Source organism: Acinetobacter sp. NBRC 110496, from assembly GCF_000876115.1.
Taxonomy (GTDB): Bacteria; Pseudomonadota; Gammaproteobacteria; order Pseudomonadales; family Moraxellaceae; genus Acinetobacter.
The window spans coordinates 38,825-54,662 of sequence record NZ_BBTF01000018.1 but is presented as its reverse complement, the minus strand read 5'-3'; the positions used below and the strand labels follow the sequence as shown (position 1 = coordinate 54,662).

Here is a 15,838-nt window from a genome sequence, read left to right as displayed (position 1 = left end):
TCCTATTGCGGGAATAGCTCAGTTGGTAGAGCATAACCTTGCCAAGGTTGGGGTCGGGAGTTCGAGTCTCCTTTCCCGCTCCAGATTCAAAAAACCCTCATCTAAAGATGAGGGTTTTTTTATTTCCCACACTTATCTCATCACCACTATTCTTCAAATAATAAGGCAAACTTTACAGCACAAATTAAATGTAATATTATAACATTACATTAAAACTTAGGAACCAAAATGAAAGTATGCTCATCCCTCAAAAGCGCCAAACGTCGCAGCAGTGACTGCCAAATTGTTAAACGTCGTGGCAAGCTATTTGTCATTTGCAAATCAAACCCCCGCTTCAAAGCAAGACAAGGTTAACTTGTCCTGCTTTACCAAAGGTTAAATAACCCTTACATTCCCTTACTACCATTTCTTTTTAAAATCTAATAACTTGGATATTAATGTTTTCACAAGGTTATATCTAAGATGAAAAAATCAATTATCGCCATTTCTTTAGCTTCTATTTTTTTAGTCGCATGTAATAAAGCAGAAACCCCTAAAACTGATGAACAAACCCCACCTGCAATGAGCACGGAAAGCAGCTCAGAAGTTGTAGATAGCGCACATACCGCAGAAAATTCATTAGACTGGAATGGTACATATAAAGGCGTTCTTCCTTGTGCAGATTGCGAAGGTATTGAAACCCAACTTCAACTCAATTTGGATAAAACCTACACACTCAAAGAAACCTATCTTGGTAAAGGTGATGGAAAAGCATTTGAAAACAAAGGTAAATTTACTTTTGACAGCAAAAACACCTCTGTTATTGAGCTCGATAAAGCGGGTGATGGCCGCAAATACTTTGTTGCTGAAGGCTACTTGAAAGCTCTCGATACAGAAGGCAAAGAAATTACTGGCGAACTGGCTGAAAAATACGAGCTACAGAAACAAGACCAATAAGCCCATCTATAAAAAGCCCACTCTTCTTGCTGGGCTTTTTAACAGGCAATAAAAAACCCAGTCATAAAGACTGGGTTTTTTAGAAGATACGAATTACTTCGCAGCAGCTTGAGCAGCAGCAACTTCTTCTGCAAAGCTCATTTCAGCTTTCTTCTCAATACCTTCACCCACTTCGAAACGAACGAATTGAGCTACAACAGTACCAGTCGCTTTTAATACATCAGCAACTTTCTTGTCATTGTCGATTACATACATTTGACGATCAAGAGCAACTTCGTTCAAGTATTTTTCAACTGAACCCGTTACCATTTTCTCAACGATGTTCGCAGGCTTACCAGATTCTAACGCTTTCGCTTCAGCAATTTCTTTCTCTTTAGCGATCAAGTCAGCTGGAACAGCTTCAGCATTTACAGCAACTGGGTTGAACGCAGCAACGTGCATTGCAATACCTTTACCAGTGTCAGCATCACCTGTGTAAGAAACAACAACACCGATTTTTAAACCGTGTTTGTAAACAGCCAAGTTTTCGCCTTCAACGATTTGAGCACGACGAACTTGAATGTTTTCACCGATTTTTTGAACCAATGCAACACGAGCTTCTTCTACAGTCGCACCGTCTTCAAGCTTAAGTTCAGCAATTTTCGCAGCATCAGTTTCGTTTGCAGCAAGTGCAGCAGCAGCAACTTTATCAGAGAAGTTTTTGAAGTTTTCGTCTTTAGCAACGAAGTCAGTTTGACAGTTAACTTCAACAAGAATTGCTTTGTTACCGTTTTGAATAATAGTGATCGCACCATCAGCAGCAATGTTGCCTGCTTTTTTAGCAGCTTTTGCTTGACCTGATTTACGAAGGTTATCAATCGCAAGTTCGATGTCACCGCCTGCTTCTGTTAATGCTTTTTTGCATTCCATCATTGCAAGACCAGTACGGTCACGTAATTCTTTTACCATGCTCGCAGTAACTGCAGTCATGTTGATCTCCTAAAATCGGTAGAAAATAAATCTGTTCAACAAAAACGGCCCAAAGAATCTCTGGGCCGTTTGCAATCTCGACGCTTTAATTTGCCACCATTACATGTCGCAAAAATGACAAGCTTGCGTCAAAACGCATTAAGCCTCAGAAGCGTCTTTAGCAGCGTCGTCGCCTTTAGCTTGTGCATTTGCTTGTGATTGAGCATATTCTTTACCAGCAAGAATCGCATCAGCCATAGCAGAAGCATATAAAGTTACTGCACGGATCGCATCGTCGTTACCCGGAATAACGTAATCAACGTTGTCTGGGTTAGAGTTTGTATCAACGATACCGATTACAGGAATACCTAAGTTTTTCGCTTCTTTGATTGCAATCGCTTCGTGATCAACGTCGATTACAAATAATGCGTCAGGTAAACCACCCATGTTTTTAACGCCGCCTAAAGCACGTTCAAGTTTTTCCATCTCACGAGTACGCTCTAAAGCTTCACGTTTAGTAAGCTTAGCAAAAGTACCATCTTGAGATTGAGTTTGAAGATCTTTTAAACGGTTGATAGATTGGCGAAGTGTTTTCCAGTTCGTCAACATACCACCTAACCAACGGTGATCTACATATGGTTGACCAGCGCGTTGAGCTTGTTCACGGATGATGTTAGAAGCAGCTCGTTTTGTACCAACGAACAATACTTTGTTCTTTTTGCTCGCTAGGTTGTTAACAAAGTTCAAAGCATCATTTAACGCAGGAACAGTATGCTCAAGGTTGATGATGTGAATTTTGTTACGCGCACCAAAAATGTATTGACGCATTTTTGGGTTCCAGAAACGAGTTTGGTGACCAAAGTGTGCGCCTGCTTGAAGAAGGTCGCGCATGCTTACGTTGTAATCTGCCATTTTCTTTACCTTAAAGTTTGGGTTAGGCCTCCATATATCCGCATTCTCCACCTATTGCTAGGCACCCAGAGTAATGTGTCGATATATGTGCGGATTTTTTTACGACTATTGTTATCAGATATCTTCGTAAAATCTTTTCATAAATAATAAAAGATAGTCACGAAAAGCATTTGATAAAATAGGCGGCTATTTATACCATAGACGCTTGCAAATTACCAAAAGTTTTTAGAGATCATGAATACGACTTATACAGCTCCTCGTCGATTAATCAAAACGCCCGAAGAAATTGAGAAGATGCGTGTTGCAGGCAAATTGGCGGCTGAAGTTCTAGACATGATTAAACCGCATATCAAAGCGGGTGTGAGTACATTAGAACTCGATACAATCTGTCGCAATCATATTGAAAATGTTCAACAGGCGATTCCTGCCTGCGTTGGCTATGGTGCTGCACCTGGTCGCCCTGCTTTCCAGCATTCTATTTGTACTTCTGTAAACCATGTGGTTTGTCACGGTATTCCTTCTGAAAATAAAATTTTAAAGAATGGCGATATTCTTAATATTGATGTGACCGTAATTAAAGATGGTTATCACGGCGATACCAATATGATGTATGTCATTGGTGGTGAAACTTCAATTTTAGCTAAACGCTTGTGCTCAGTGGCTCAGGAAGCGATGTATCGTGGCATGGCAACAGTAAAGGATGGTTCATACCTTGGTGATGTCGGTTATGCAATTCAGCAATATGTTGAATCTGAGCGCTTTAGTGTAGTACGTGAATATTGTGGTCACGGCATTGGCAATGTGTTCCATGATGAACCACAAGTGCTACATTATGGGCAAAAAGGTACAGGTATGCGCCTAGAGGCTGGCATGACCTTTACGATTGAACCAATGGTAAACGCAGGTGTTTGGCAGACTAAACTTTTAGGTGATAAGTGGACCGTCGTCACAAAAGATCACAAGTTATCTGCTCAATATGAACATACAATTTTAGTAACCAAAACAGGGATCGAAGTTTTAACAGCTCGCCCAGATGAAGATCTATCACGCTTTATGTGATTAATTTTCCTTAAATTTAGTTTAAAAAGTCACTTCGGTGGCTTTTTTTATTCCTTCACAATTTCTTCATCAATTTATCTAAATCAAACAAAAAAATTCATAAGCATAACAATTATAAATCCTAACTAAACAAAGCCCAAATAAAAATCGCGTTAAGGTGGGCGCAAGAAAAATCCTAACAAACATTCGGACATGGAGTCCTCAAATGATGAAAAAGCCCTTCGCTTGCCTAATTACAGGCTTATGTGCCCTACCCACTTTTGCTTTTGCAGACTCACCTTATTTCAGTCTAAAAGATGGCGATGGTTTCAAACGCTTTTCGGTTTCCGCAGGTTGGTTACATGCTATGCCTCAAGGCAACGGCAACCCAATTAATATCAACACGAGTGTAGCCGAGGGAACAAAGTCCAAAGTTGGTGATATCACCGTTGACTCTGTTTTGGGTGCTGTAGATCAATCCACAGCAGATGGTAAGAAAAAACATGATACCCTGCAAAGTCTGGTCACTAATCCGTTAACAAAACCACTTATTACTCACAAGGGTTCTGATGGAAAAACCTATTTAAATTCAGAAGTTGCTGGAGATGCCACCATCAATGGTTTATCTAATTGGCAAGCCCAAGGAACAGGTCTGACCGCAAATAATGTCGACACACTTGGTATAATGGCCAATTATCATTTTACTGATAATGTGTCCTTAGAATTTAAAGCAGGTATACCACCCAAAGTTAACATCAAGGGAGAAGGACAAATCTCAGCACCCTTAAGTGGATCAGATAAGCCAGGAAAAGTTGCAGGCATAATCGATGCTGGACAGATTATTGGTGGAGACTTACCACTGAGAAAAGATATTCCGATTACGAACCTCTCACAGAGCAAAAAAGCCGCGTCAGCAACTGCCTGGTTACCGGCTGCTGAACTTCATTATCAATTTGGTAAATCTGGTGTGAATAAATTCCGACCTTATGTAGGTATAGGCGTTATGTATGCCCATTTTACTCATCTAAAACTAGATGATAATGTTGGCAATGACTTAGTTGCTGCTGGTCATAAGATTCAGAATGTGCTTGATAACAAAGCTGGGGCAGCGCTTGATGGTAAAATATCATCGGCTAATCCTAAAATTAAGGTCGAAGCAGATGATGCATGGGCACCAATGGCGACTCTAGGTGCGACTTATGACTTTAATCCAAACTGGTTTGCTGTAGGTTCTGTCACGTATGCACCAATGAGCAGTGATGCAAAAATCACTATTTCAGACTCCAATACAGGTAAAGAGTTGATCCGCGCTAATACCAAAATTGATATCGATCCATTAATCACCTATGTCGGTGTCGGCTATCGTTTCTAAGCGTTTTAGCTCATAAAAAAGCAGCCGTTGCTGCTTTTTTTATTTCCTGACATTTTTTAATGGGAAACAAGTTATTCAAACGAATAGAACTCTAATCATTTTTTAGAATCGAAATATAAACAGAAGTATTTTAAAATACTTTTCACTTATTCCAAGATCACAACAACAATGCCAACTCCTCAATTTTCCAAACAATTGGTCTATATGCTAATTGGAAGTGCACTGATCCTTGCACTCTCATTAGGTGTCCGCCATGGTTTTGGTTTATACCTCGTTCCCATGAGTGATACCTACGGCTGGGGTCATCATATTTTTAGTTTTGCCATTGCCATGCAAAACTTAATCTGGGGTGCAGCGCAACCATTTACAGGGGCCATAGCTGATAAATATGGAACGAAAAAAGTGGTCATGACAGGTGGCCTCTTCTATGCCATTGGTTTAGTGCTCATGGCATTTAGCTCCACAAGTCTTTTACTTAATCTTAGCTTAGGCCTTATCATCGGGCTTGCGCTATCAGCGACCTCTTTTACCGTACTGCTTTCTGCGGTTGGTCGTGCTGCACCACCAGAGAAACGTAGTATGGTGATGGGGATTGCCAGTGCTGCGGGTTCCTTTGGGCAGTTTATCATGTTGCCTTCAACCCTCTTGCTACTTAAAACGATCGGTTGGTCTTCTGCTTTACTGGTGAGTGCCTTTGCCATTGCATTTATTGTCCCGCTGGCTTGGTTATTGAAATCCCCTGCCTCTACAACACCTAAAGCGTTAAATCAACCCAGCCTCAGCTTTAAACAAGTTTTACACATTGCCAGAAAACACAAACCATTTTGGTGGCTATCTCTTGGTTTTCTGGTCTGTGGCTTCCAAGTGGTGTTTTTAGGGGTACATCTGCCTGGCTATCTGATCGATCACGGCTTTGATGCGACAACAGGAACGGTGTTTTTAGCACTCATTGGTTTATTTAACATCATTGGGACTTATGCTGCTGGCTGGTTAGGCGACCGCTATTCAAAACCGAAGTTACTGATGCTGCTCTATGGTTTACGTGGGATTGCGATTATTGCATTTCTATTGCTACCACTCAGCACATTGACCGTTTATGCTTTTGGGATCATTATGGGCTTACTTTGGCTTTCAACGGTTCCACTCACCAATGGCATTGTAGCCAACATGTTTGGGGTCAAATATTTATCCATGCTGAGTGGTATTGTGTTCTTTACCCATCAAATCGGTTCATTTTTCGGTGGTTGGTTAGGTGGCGTCAATCATGACCTTGCAGGTAACTATAATATGATCTGGCTGGCCTGTTTAGTGCTTAGCGTATTTGGTGTGGTGATCCATCTTTTCGTCAATGAAGAGGCTATCATTCATGATGAATATTGAACGATATTTTACATTGATCCTGCTCGTCTGCGTTGTTGGCCTCATCAGCATCTCGATTCTGATCTGGTTTCAAACGCCTGATTTATTTGAATACTTCAATCAAGCCTTCTGTGCACATTAAGCACATATTTCGACTCTTCATTATTGTCATCTAACAATCAGAAAACTGTCATCAAATCATCAAATTTCGATGCTTTAATAAAAAATAAAAAGCTCTAAAAATGCAAAAAGCCTGCTGATTGATTCAATCAGCAGGCTTTTTACACTATGAATAAATGCATAAAATAAAAGAGCTGCACTTGAGCAGCCCTTTTATTAATCAACATCAATCAAGTTTACTACTGACGTTTAGGCAGCGGAATATATTGCGATTGTGCATTTTGCTGCACTTTACGCTCCCCAACTTTGACTTGCACAGTTTGCTGCTTACCATCACGCTCAATCACAACATCAATTAAGCTTTCTGGTGCTTGTAATGCAACATAATTAATTAAATGTGATGCAGAAGAAATCTGTTCATTATTCACCTGAATGATTTTATCACCACGTTTAATTCCCGCAGAATCAGCAGGACCTTCGCGTAGTACATCTGCAACAGTAACGCCAATCGGTTTAGCAGCCAATACATCTTCATCCAAGTTATTTGGAATCAAACTTATTCCTAACCAGCCACGCACGACACGACCATCTTTCAGAATAGAGTTCAGCACTTGCTGGCAGACTTTGGCAGGAATCGCAAAACCAATCCCTAATGAGCCACCTGATTGAGAGAAAATCGCGGTGTTAACACCAATAAGATTGCCCGCAACATCAATCAATGCGCCACCCGAGTTCCCCGGATTAATTGCAGCATCGGTTTGAATAAAGTCTTCATAGGTATTAATTCCTAAATCAGAACGTCCAGTTGCCGAGATAATGCCCTGAGTCACGGTTTGCCCCACACCAAATGGGTTACCAATTGCAAGCACAACATCACCCACTTCATTACCACTCAATTTGAATGGAAGAACAGGTAACTTGTCTAACTCAATCTTAATCACAGCCAAATCTGTATCAGGATCAGTACCAATCACTTTTGCTTCAGCACGACGACCATCATAAAGTGCAACTACGATATGCTCAGCTTGGGCGATCACATGATTATTGGTCAGAATATATCCATCTGCACGTACAATCACGCCTGAACCTAAACTGTTTTCATTTTGAGGCTGTTGCGGTACTTGGTTGCCAAAAAACTCACGAAATACAGGATCATTCAATAAAGGATGATTCATCTGCTTTACTTTCTGGGTCGTGAAAATATTGACCACGGCTGGCGCTGCCACTTTAACCGCAGCACTATACGACACCACCCCACCCGCACGCGAGGTATCGATCAACGGTTCAACCTTCTCGGCTGGCATTTTTACACCATCAGCCGCTACAGTTGGTTTCGGCTGATGCGATTTCTGCCAAGCCAGAAAACTAAATATAACAAGAATGAGTAATACCCAAGGTAACCATGTAAATGCACGGCGCACGTTTATTATCCTCTACGCGAAATTATGTTATGAACGTAATTTATTGAAGAACTGGAAGTTTCCACTATTGTAAAGTAAATTGCTTAAAATCAATGCAAAAGTTAAAAAAGTTTTGTCTAGCTTTAGTTACATTTAAAAATATGTTCTTATTGATCTTTAGAAAAGATGTAAACAATTGAGGAATCGCATGGCAAATTTGCATGACATTGTGCAGTGGTGTAATCAAACCTTAAAAGCAAATGAGTTTAAAGACTATGCACCAAACGGCTTACAAATCGAAGGCAAGCTTGAAGTCAACAAAATTGTCTGTGCTGTAACCGCATCAGAAGATGCGATTGATGCTGCCATTGTTCAGCAAGCTGATGCATTGCTTGTTCATCATGGCTATTTCTGGAAAGGTGAACCCTACCCAATTACAGGAATGCGAGGCAATCGCATTAAAAAACTGATTCAAAATAATATTTCTTTAATTGCCTATCATTTACCTTTGGATGCACATCCAACATTAGGCAATAACATCGCTATTGCCGATTTGATTGGTCTACACGATCTGGAAGCACTAGATCCAAGTGAAAAGCATCCTATTGGTAATATCGCCTATTTAGACGACTCGCTCAGCCCTGAACACTTCAAGGCAAAGTTGCAGACTATTTTTGATTTTAATGTGATCCATTTACCAAGTGATAAAACTGCAATTAAAAAAATAGGCTTCTGTACGGGTGGAGCGCAAGACTTTATCGCCAAAGCAGCTCAAGCAGATTGTGATGCTTATATTTCTGGTGAAGTAAGTGAGCGTACTTTCTATGAAGCTAAAGAACTTGGGGTACATTATTTTGCCTGTGGTCATCATGCCACTGAACGTTATGGTGTACAGCGCTTAGCACAAGCGATTGCCGATCAATTTTCAATTGACACTGCATATTTTGAACTCAACAACCCAATTTAACCCGATCCATCCATCAAGGGAGTGAAGTTTGTTTCACTCCTTTCCTTTATATTTCAACTCAATATTTAGACCAGCCCCTATCCAATTTAACTGATTAAAATCATGAGACGCTCCGCATCGCACTGCTTCTGACTATTTAAAATACGCGAACAGTCGGAGAGCAGATCCGCGTTACTCACCCTATCAGCTGCCAACTAGAATAAATGATAAATAAAATTTATTTTTTATCCCCTTTTGTATAGATAAAAGCGAATTAAAAGATATTGATTCTCATTTGCTTTTAAATAAATAATGAAGACGCTTTAATTTATGCCAATAAAATCATTTTGATTAAAAGGAATCAAACACATGGCTTATTCTTTACCAACGCTTCCTTATGCTTACGATGCACTTGAACCCAATATTGATACCAAAACCATGGAAATTCACCACAGCAAACATCATCAGACGTACATCAATAATATTAATGGTGCAATTGAAGGTACAGAATGGGAAAAACTCCCCGTAGAAGAATTGGTTGCCAAAGTGAATGAAGTTCCTGCCAACCTTAAAAATATGGTGATCAACAATGCAGGCGGCCATGCCAATCACTCACTGTTCTGGACAGTCATGAGTCCACAAGGAGGAGGAAATCCAACTGGCTCTGTTGCAGAAGCCATTGATCAACAACTAGGAGGCTTCGATGCTTTTAAAGAGGCTTTTACCAAGGCTGCCATTAGTCGCTTTGGGAGTGGCTGGGCATGGCTGAGCGTCACATCTGAACATCAACTCGTTGTGGAAAGTAGTGCTAATCAAGACTCACCACTGATGCATGGCAATACACCTATTCTAGGTCTGGATGTATGGGAACATGCCTACTACTTAAAATATCAAAACCGCCGCCCTGAATATATTGCTGCGTTTTATAATGTTGTGGATTGGGATGAAGTGAATCGTCGTTATCATGAGGCATCACAAGCTAAAGCGCAGTAGTTTTTCCGAAACTGGGCTTAGATCAGCATTGTTATAAAAACAGGTTAGAGTTTTTTATACCGTTCACTAAATGAACTAAAAACTCTAATCATTGTTGTATCGTATATGTCTCATAAAGAAATTTTTTGCATATTTTGTGTATTAAAAGACTGCCCTATTGTCTATAGAATCATTTACAATAAAGGCACTTAATGTAAAACCCAGCAAATTTGCAAGGAATGAAACATGACAACCATTACTTTACCTGCACTGCCATATGGCTATGATGATTTAGCGCCACACATCACTCGCGAAACTTTAGAATACCATCACGACAAACACCACAATACTTATGTTGTTAACTTAAACAACTTAATCAAAGGTACTGACCTTGAAGGTAAAACTTTAGAAGAAATCATCAAAGCATCTGCTGGTGATGCATCTAAAGCAGGTATCTTTAACAATGCTGCTCAAGTATGGAACCACACATTCTACTGGAACAGCATGAAGCCAAATGGTGGTGGTAAACCGACTGGCGCGATTGCAGCTAAAATTGATGAAGCTTTTGGTAGCTACGAAAAATTTGCTGAAGAATTCACTGCTGCTGCAACAACTCAATTCGGTTCAGGTTGGGCTTGGTTAGTGGCTGATGAAGTAAACGGTAAATTATCGATTACTAAAACTGCCAATGCAGATACACCACTTGCTCATGGTCAAGTTGCAGTATTAACAATCGACGTTTGGGAGCATGCTTACTACATCGACTTCCGTAACTTACGCCCAAAATACATCGCGACTTTCTTAGAAAGCCTAGTAAACTGGGACTATGCAAATGCAAAACTTGCAGGTCAACCAGCAGGCGTTGAGAAATAATTGATTATTTCTTGAATAAAAAACTGCTCTTGATGAGCAGTTTTTTATTGCCACGATATTTCTCATATCGCGCATCAGGACAACAGCTTTTACGACAATAAGAATGAGGCTTAATATTAATTATTCTTTGGCAAATCTTTTAAATGTAGCCTCTTGTCTGGCCTGACAGCAGAGACTCAAACAATAAACTTAGCTTCCCTTCTGAAAAGAATCACATTCAAACCACCACAGCACATCCAATTTTTAAGCAATGAAAAAACCCTGCTTTCGCAGGGTTTTCTTGAATCAGTTCAGTGCTTAGTGAGCAGCGAATTGGTTCATTGTGTTTTTAGCATCATCGTGTGCTTTAAGTGCGTTGTCACCAGAGAAGATTTCTTTGTGATCATCACCGATGTCAGAACCCGCCATTGCTTGGTGTTTAACACAAGCGATACCACCACGGATTTCTTTACGTTGTACGCCAGCAACATAAGCCAACATACCTTCAGTACCGAAGTAACCTTGTGCAAGCTCATGAGTAGAAAGCGCAGCAGTGTGGTAAGTCGGAAGTGTGATCAAGTGATGGAACACACCCGCTTCACGAGCAGCATCAGCTTGGAAAGTACGGATCTTAGCATCAGCATCAGCAGCTAATTCAGTTGCGTCGTACTCAGCGCTCATTAATTTAGCACGGTCGTAAGCAGAAACGTCTTTACCTTCAGCAACCCAACGGTCGTAAGCTTGTTGACGGAAGTTTAACGTCCAGTTGAATGATGGGCTGTTGTTATAAACAAGCTTCGCATTTGGAACTGTTTCGCGTACACGGTTAACCATGTGAGCAATTTCTTCTACGTTTGGAGTCGCAGTTTCGATCCAAAGAAGGTCAGCACCATTTTGAAGGCTAGATACACAGTCAAGTACAACACGGTCAATTTGAGTGTCAGCACGGAACTGATACAAGCCAGAAGCTAAACGCTTAGGACGGTGTAATTTACCATCACGCTTGATCAGGATTTCATCTTCTTGAGCATCAGCGATGTCAATTTCAGTTGTGTCTAAGTAGCTGATGTATTGAGAAGCGATGTCGCCTGGCTCTTTAACCACTGGGATTTTTTGAGTCAAGTCAGCGCCTTCAGAGTCAGTACGCGCAACGATGATACCATCATCAAGACCCATTTCTAAGAATGCATAACGTAATGCATGGATTTTAGCGATGAAGTCTTCGTGTGGAACAGTTACTTTACCAGCTTGGTGACCACATTGTTTTGCGTCAGATACTTGGTTTTCGATTTGAAGTGCACATGCACCCGCTTCGATCATTTTCTTAGCAAGTAAGTAAGTCGCTTCTTCGTTACCGAAACCAGCGTCGATGTCAGCAATAATTGGCACAACGTGAGTTTCAAAGTTGTCGATTTGAGCAGTGATTTCAGCTGCTTTAGCTGTATCACCCGCTTCGTTTGCTTTTTTAAGTGCGCGGAATAAATCGTTTAATTCTTTCGCATCAGCTTGACGTAAGAATGTGTAGATTTCTTCGATCAATGCTGGAACAGATGTTTTTTCGTGCATAGATTGGTCAGGAAGTGGACCAAATTCTGAACGAAGTGCAGCAACCATCCAACCAGAAAGGTAGATATAACGACGTTCAGTTGTACCAAAGTATTTTTTATTCGCGATCATTTTTTGTTGCGCGATAAAACCGTGCCAGCAACCTAATGATTGAGTATATTTGCTAGAATCAGCATCATAAGCAGCCATATCACGACGCATAATCGCAGCTGTATATTTTGCGATGTCTAAACCAGTTTTGAAACGGTTTTGCAATTGCATACGAGCAGCATCTTCAGGACTAATATCTGCCCAAGTGTTGCCAAATTTTGCTTTTAATTCGCGGATTGCATCAATCGCTGTTTGATATGTAGTCATGATCTATTCCTTTGAGGATTGGCATCGAATGTGGGCTAAAAATCCTGATTTTATTTAGTCTAGATTTCAAGCGCCTCATCAACATGTATCAAAGCTTAGTCTTTGGCAAGCGATTTATCCAATATTCTGGCTTAATCTTCAGTATTTTCTAAAAAAATATATGTATAAATATTTTTCAAAAATGCAAAAAATACAACACAAACACATGTTTTTATTTAATTTTTAAAATAAACTATCAAGTATAATTATTCGATTTTCGAGTCATTTATTAGACTCATCAGTTCAGAAAAAGCCAAAATTTGATTCTTAAAAACACTCAAAATGACAATTTTCAGCCGTGTTTTTCCACAAATGATATCGAAGAAATAATCACCTAAATACCTCTCAAATTAAATAAACCAACAGAATGTGCCAAGTTGCAGTACACATCTCGCTACTGTCGCTTTTATGTAGGATTAAGTTACACAAATAGCTTTGGATATGTCATAATTCAAGGCAATTCAAGGATTTTATTTTCGGTATTTTTTTTATGAATCTGGAGCGGGTCGATCTCAATTTATTAATTTATCTTGATGTACTTCTTCGTGAAAAAAATGTCACCCGTGCAGCGGAGCAATTGGGTGTTACCCAACCTGCAATGAGTAATATTTTACGTCGATTACGCAATCTGTTTAATGATCCCCTACTCATTCGCTCTTCTGAAGGCATGACCCCTACTGAACGTGCACTAGAATTACAACCTCGTATTCGAGATGCATTGTCAGATCTTTCAATGATTCTTGAACCACGTACCGAATTCCGTCCTTATACCAGTAATCGTGTGTTCCGGATTATGACATCCGATTATGCTGAAGCCACACTTGTTCCACGCTTAGTGAAAGCATTACGCTCAGAAGCACCTAATGTGGTTTTGGATTTCTTAACTCCGAGTGATGTGTCTTATCGTGATATGGAGCAGGGTAAAGTTGATTTGGCGATTAATCGCTTCAATGAAATCCCGCAAAGTTTCCATCAAGTCTTGGTTTGGCGCGATAGCTTTAGCTGTATTCTGAACGACAAACATCCCGCAGTAACCCACCTCAATTTAAAAAGTTATCTAGATGCTCAACATATTTGGGTATCTAAAACTGGCATGGGCGTTGGTTTCGGCGTAAATCCAGAAAAACAGGCAGGTTTAGGCTGGATTGATCAAGCTTTGGAACGTATCGGGCAACGTCGCAAGATTTCTGTCTTTACCCGTCACTATCAAATGCCCGCTCTGCTCGCTCAAAATGTAGATTTGATCGCAACCTTACCCACCCGTATGGCACGTTTGCAAACTCAGAATCCTAGACTGGTTATAAAGGATCCTCCATTTTATATTCCAGAGTTTGAATTAAAAATGGCTTGGTGTCCGTTATTGCACCATCATCCTGCTCATCGCTGGCTCAGACAACTGATTTTGTTTGTTGCACGCCAAATGATTGAGGAAGAAAATCGTGAGTATTTATTAAATAATGGCAACTCACAATTACCACATAGCTTTTTTTAATTGGCCAAATTAACTAGATGAAATTTCAGCCATATCTTAAGTATGGCTGACTGTTTTAATAACAATATCAATAAAAACTTATTTCTTTTACTTATTGATACATTATATTCTATTAAAGAATAAGCGAGTGAAATAATGCCAAAGCAAGCATTATTTACATAAGCGAACTATAGGCTGCGGCCTACCAACATAGGTGATGTATGGATATTTTTCAAAGCATGATGATTCTAGTTATTCTAGTCGCATGTTCATTCTTTTTATCCTTATCTGAAATCGCGATTGCAGGATCACGAAAAATTAAACTGAAACTCCTTGCTGAAAGTGGTGACGAACGCGCAAATAAAGTGATTGAGTTGCAAGAAAACTCAGCAGACTTTTTTGCATCAACTCAAGTCGGTGTCAATGCCGTCGCGATCTTAGGCGGTATTGTTGGTGAATCATCATTACGCCCCTATTTCTACAATTTAGCAACCGAGCTTTACCCAGGCCCATGGGCAGAAACAATTGGTTTTAGTTTATCCTTTTTAACCGTCACATCTCTTTTTATCTTATTTGCCGACTTGATGCCAAAACGTTTGGCGATGATTTTTCCTGAAAAACTAGCCATCAAAGTCATCAATCCCATTACCATCTTTATCAAAATTTGCAGGCCTTTAGCTTGGGCAATTAACATCATTGCTAATTCAATTTTCAGAGTCTTTAAAATTGATACCAAGCGTGATGACAGCATGACCTTTGATGATATTTCTGCCATCATGAATGCAGGTGCGCAAGCCGGTGTCTTACAAAAACAAGAACATCATTTCATTGAAAATGTATTTGAACTTGAAGAGCGTACTGTTCCATCAAGCATGACTGCACGAGAAAACATCGTTTATTTCACCTTGAATGAAGCTGAACACAGCATTCGTCAAAAACTGGCTGACCATCCTTATTCAAAATTTTTAGTCTGTAATGAACATATCGATCAAGTGATTGGTTATGTAGATGCCAAAGATATTCTGGTTCGTATTTTAAATAATCAATCTTTCACTCAACTGAATGAATCGATTATCCGCAATGTGCTGATTATCCCAGACAGCCTCACGCTATCAGAACTTCTTGACCGTTTTCGCTCAACCAAAGAAAAGTTTGCGGTTGTGATCAATGAGTATGCTTTAGTGGTCGGTGTCATTACCTTGAGCGATATCATGATCACCGTTATGGGTGACTGGGTGACCCCGATGGATGAAGAGCAGCAGATTATCAAACGAGATAATCATTCTTGGTTGATTGATGGCAGCACTCCAATTGAAGATGTAAAACATGCCTTAGCAATTGAAGAATTCCCAGAAAATGAAAACTACGAAACAATCGCTGGCTTTATCATGTATCGTCTACGCAAAATTCCACGTCCTGCGGATGCGGTCGAATATGCCGGTTTTAAATTTGAAGTAGTCGATATCGACCACTATAAAATTGACCAATTGCTGGTGACTCAAATTACACCAAACCTAGAAAATGATTCCCCTATCACCCAAGATGATTAA

At 40.0% G+C, this 15,838-nt stretch carries 15 protein-coding genes and 1 tRNA gene; 12 read left to right on the top strand and 4 right to left on the bottom strand.

Annotated features, from left to right (window positions below; genetic code table 11):
* Window positions 1-7: 7 nt before the first annotated feature.
* From Aba26S_RS10835 to Aba26S_RS10825, 3 genes are all read left to right on the top strand, one after another.
* Window positions 8-83 (top strand) — tRNA-Gly (locus Aba26S_RS10835).
* Window positions 84-228: 145 nt separating this feature from the next.
* Window positions 229-354, top strand: a complete 126-nt coding sequence (gene ykgO, locus Aba26S_RS10830; RefSeq protein WP_010590029.1) for a type B 50S ribosomal protein L36 — start codon at window positions 229-231, stop codon at window positions 352-354.
* A gap of 108 nt (window positions 355-462) precedes the next feature.
* The gene (locus Aba26S_RS10825; protein WP_005243186.1) at window positions 463-936 is read left to right on the top strand and encodes a copper resistance protein NlpE; all 474 of its coding nucleotides are present in this window, start codon (window positions 463-465) and stop codon (window positions 934-936) included.
* A gap of 93 nt (window positions 937-1,029) precedes the next feature.
* Here Aba26S_RS10825 and tsf read toward each other — a convergent pair whose 3' ends face one another.
* Together tsf and rpsB are read right to left on the bottom strand one after the other, a co-directional pair.
* Window positions 1,030-1,905, bottom strand: coding sequence for a translation elongation factor Ts (gene tsf, locus Aba26S_RS10820; protein WP_004652724.1), 876 nt, complete (start codon window positions 1,903-1,905; stop codon window positions 1,030-1,032).
* 138 nt (window positions 1,906-2,043) lie between these two features.
* Window positions 2,044-2,796 carry a 30S ribosomal protein S2 gene (rpsB, locus tag Aba26S_RS10815; RefSeq protein ID WP_004652723.1) on the bottom strand — a complete coding sequence of 251 codons (753 nt, stop codon included), beginning with the start codon at window positions 2,794-2,796 and terminating at the stop codon, window positions 2,044-2,046.
* A gap of 234 nt (window positions 2,797-3,030) precedes the next feature.
* Between rpsB and map the strand changes: the two genes are divergently transcribed.
* From map to Aba26S_RS21580, 4 genes are all read left to right on the top strand, one after another.
* Window positions 3,031-3,855 (top strand): type I methionyl aminopeptidase, encoded by an 825-nt coding sequence (map, locus tag Aba26S_RS10810; protein ID WP_043971860.1) that lies wholly within the window; start codon window positions 3,031-3,033, stop codon window positions 3,853-3,855.
* Between the two features lie 205 nt (window positions 3,856-4,060).
* On the top strand, window positions 4,061-5,206 hold the full coding sequence (locus Aba26S_RS10805; RefSeq protein ID WP_043971859.1) for an OmpW family protein: 1,146 nt from the start codon (window positions 4,061-4,063) through the stop codon (window positions 5,204-5,206).
* A gap of 168 nt (window positions 5,207-5,374) precedes the next feature.
* Window positions 5,375-6,586 (top strand): MFS transporter, encoded by a 1,212-nt coding sequence (locus Aba26S_RS10800; protein WP_043971858.1) that lies wholly within the window; start codon window positions 5,375-5,377, stop codon window positions 6,584-6,586.
* Complete coding sequence (locus Aba26S_RS21580; RefSeq protein ID WP_005243193.1) at window positions 6,573-6,707, top strand: hypothetical protein; 135 nt, start codon at window positions 6,573-6,575, stop codon at window positions 6,705-6,707. Before Aba26S_RS10800 ends, Aba26S_RS21580 begins: the two co-directional genes overlap by 14 nt.
* A gap of 217 nt (window positions 6,708-6,924) precedes the next feature.
* Here the strand turns inward: Aba26S_RS21580 and Aba26S_RS10795 are convergent, their stop codons facing one another.
* A complete protein-coding gene (locus Aba26S_RS10795; RefSeq protein ID WP_005243194.1) occupies window positions 6,925-8,106 on the bottom strand; it encodes a trypsin-like peptidase domain-containing protein in 1,182 nt (393 codons plus the stop codon).
* Window positions 8,107-8,293: 187 nt separating this feature from the next.
* Between Aba26S_RS10795 and Aba26S_RS10790 the strand changes: the two genes are divergently transcribed.
* The 3 genes from Aba26S_RS10790 to Aba26S_RS10780 all read left to right on the top strand — a co-directional run bounded on the left by Aba26S_RS10790 (window position 8,294) and on the right by Aba26S_RS10780 (window position 10,876).
* A complete protein-coding gene (locus Aba26S_RS10790) occupies window positions 8,294-9,052 on the top strand; it encodes a Nif3-like dinuclear metal center hexameric protein (protein ID WP_005243195.1) in 759 nt (252 codons plus the stop codon).
* A gap of 348 nt (window positions 9,053-9,400) precedes the next feature.
* On the top strand, window positions 9,401-10,024 hold the full coding sequence (locus Aba26S_RS10785; protein WP_043971857.1) for a superoxide dismutase: 624 nt from the start codon (window positions 9,401-9,403) through the stop codon (window positions 10,022-10,024).
* A 225-nt stretch (window positions 10,025-10,249) separates the two neighbouring features.
* Complete coding sequence (locus tag Aba26S_RS10780; protein WP_005243197.1) at window positions 10,250-10,876, top strand: superoxide dismutase; 627 nt, start codon at window positions 10,250-10,252, stop codon at window positions 10,874-10,876.
* Window positions 10,877-11,173: 297 nt separating this feature from the next.
* Here the strand turns inward: Aba26S_RS10780 and Aba26S_RS10775 are convergent, their stop codons facing one another.
* Window positions 11,174-12,778, bottom strand: a complete 1,605-nt coding sequence (locus tag Aba26S_RS10775; RefSeq protein ID WP_004652709.1) for an isocitrate lyase — start codon at window positions 12,776-12,778, stop codon at window positions 11,174-11,176.
* Between the two features lie 529 nt (window positions 12,779-13,307).
* On the opposite strand from Aba26S_RS10775, the gene Aba26S_RS10770 reads away from it, so the two are divergent.
* Entirely contained in the window at window positions 13,308-14,309 is a 1,002-nt protein-coding gene (locus Aba26S_RS10770) for a LysR family transcriptional regulator (RefSeq protein ID WP_004652708.1), read from the top strand.
* Window positions 14,310-14,509: 200 nt separating this feature from the next.
* Window positions 14,510-15,838 carry a hemolysin family protein gene (locus Aba26S_RS10765; protein WP_005243198.1) on the top strand — a complete coding sequence of 443 codons (1,329 nt, stop codon included), beginning with the start codon at window positions 14,510-14,512 and terminating at the stop codon, window positions 15,836-15,838.

What these genes read in the sequence shown, in the direction of transcription:
- ykgO (WP_010590029.1), top strand. Translation starts at nt 229, where the DNA reads ATGAAAGTATGCTCATCCCTCAAAAGCGCCAAACGTCGCAGCAGTGAC.
- Aba26S_RS10825 (WP_005243186.1), top strand. Translation starts at nt 463, where the DNA reads ATGAAAAAATCAATTATCGCCATTTCTTTAGCTTCTATTTTTTTAGTC.
- tsf (WP_004652724.1), bottom strand. Translation starts at nt 1,905, where the DNA reads ATGACTGCAGTTACTGCGAGCATGGTAAAAGAATTACGTGACCGTACT.
- rpsB (WP_004652723.1), bottom strand. Translation starts at nt 2,796, where the DNA reads ATGGCAGATTACAACGTAAGCATGCGCGACCTTCTTCAAGCAGGCGCA.
- map (WP_043971860.1), top strand. Translation starts at nt 3,031, where the DNA reads ATGAATACGACTTATACAGCTCCTCGTCGATTAATCAAAACGCCCGAA.
- Aba26S_RS10805 (WP_043971859.1), top strand. Translation starts at nt 4,061, where the DNA reads ATGATGAAAAAGCCCTTCGCTTGCCTAATTACAGGCTTATGTGCCCTA.
- Aba26S_RS10800 (WP_043971858.1), top strand. Translation starts at nt 5,375, where the DNA reads ATGCCAACTCCTCAATTTTCCAAACAATTGGTCTATATGCTAATTGGA.
- Aba26S_RS21580 (WP_005243193.1), top strand. Translation starts at nt 6,573, where the DNA reads ATGATGAATATTGAACGATATTTTACATTGATCCTGCTCGTCTGCGTT.
- Aba26S_RS10790 (WP_005243195.1), top strand. Translation starts at nt 8,294, where the DNA reads ATGGCAAATTTGCATGACATTGTGCAGTGGTGTAATCAAACCTTAAAA.
- Aba26S_RS10785 (WP_043971857.1), top strand. Translation starts at nt 9,401, where the DNA reads ATGGCTTATTCTTTACCAACGCTTCCTTATGCTTACGATGCACTTGAA.
- Aba26S_RS10780 (WP_005243197.1), top strand. Translation starts at nt 10,250, where the DNA reads ATGACAACCATTACTTTACCTGCACTGCCATATGGCTATGATGATTTA.
- Aba26S_RS10775 (WP_004652709.1), bottom strand. Translation starts at nt 12,778, where the DNA reads ATGACTACATATCAAACAGCGATTGATGCAATCCGCGAATTAAAAGCA.
- Aba26S_RS10770 (WP_004652708.1), top strand. Translation starts at nt 13,308, where the DNA reads ATGAATCTGGAGCGGGTCGATCTCAATTTATTAATTTATCTTGATGTA.
- Aba26S_RS10765 (WP_005243198.1), top strand. Translation starts at nt 14,510, where the DNA reads ATGGATATTTTTCAAAGCATGATGATTCTAGTTATTCTAGTCGCATGT.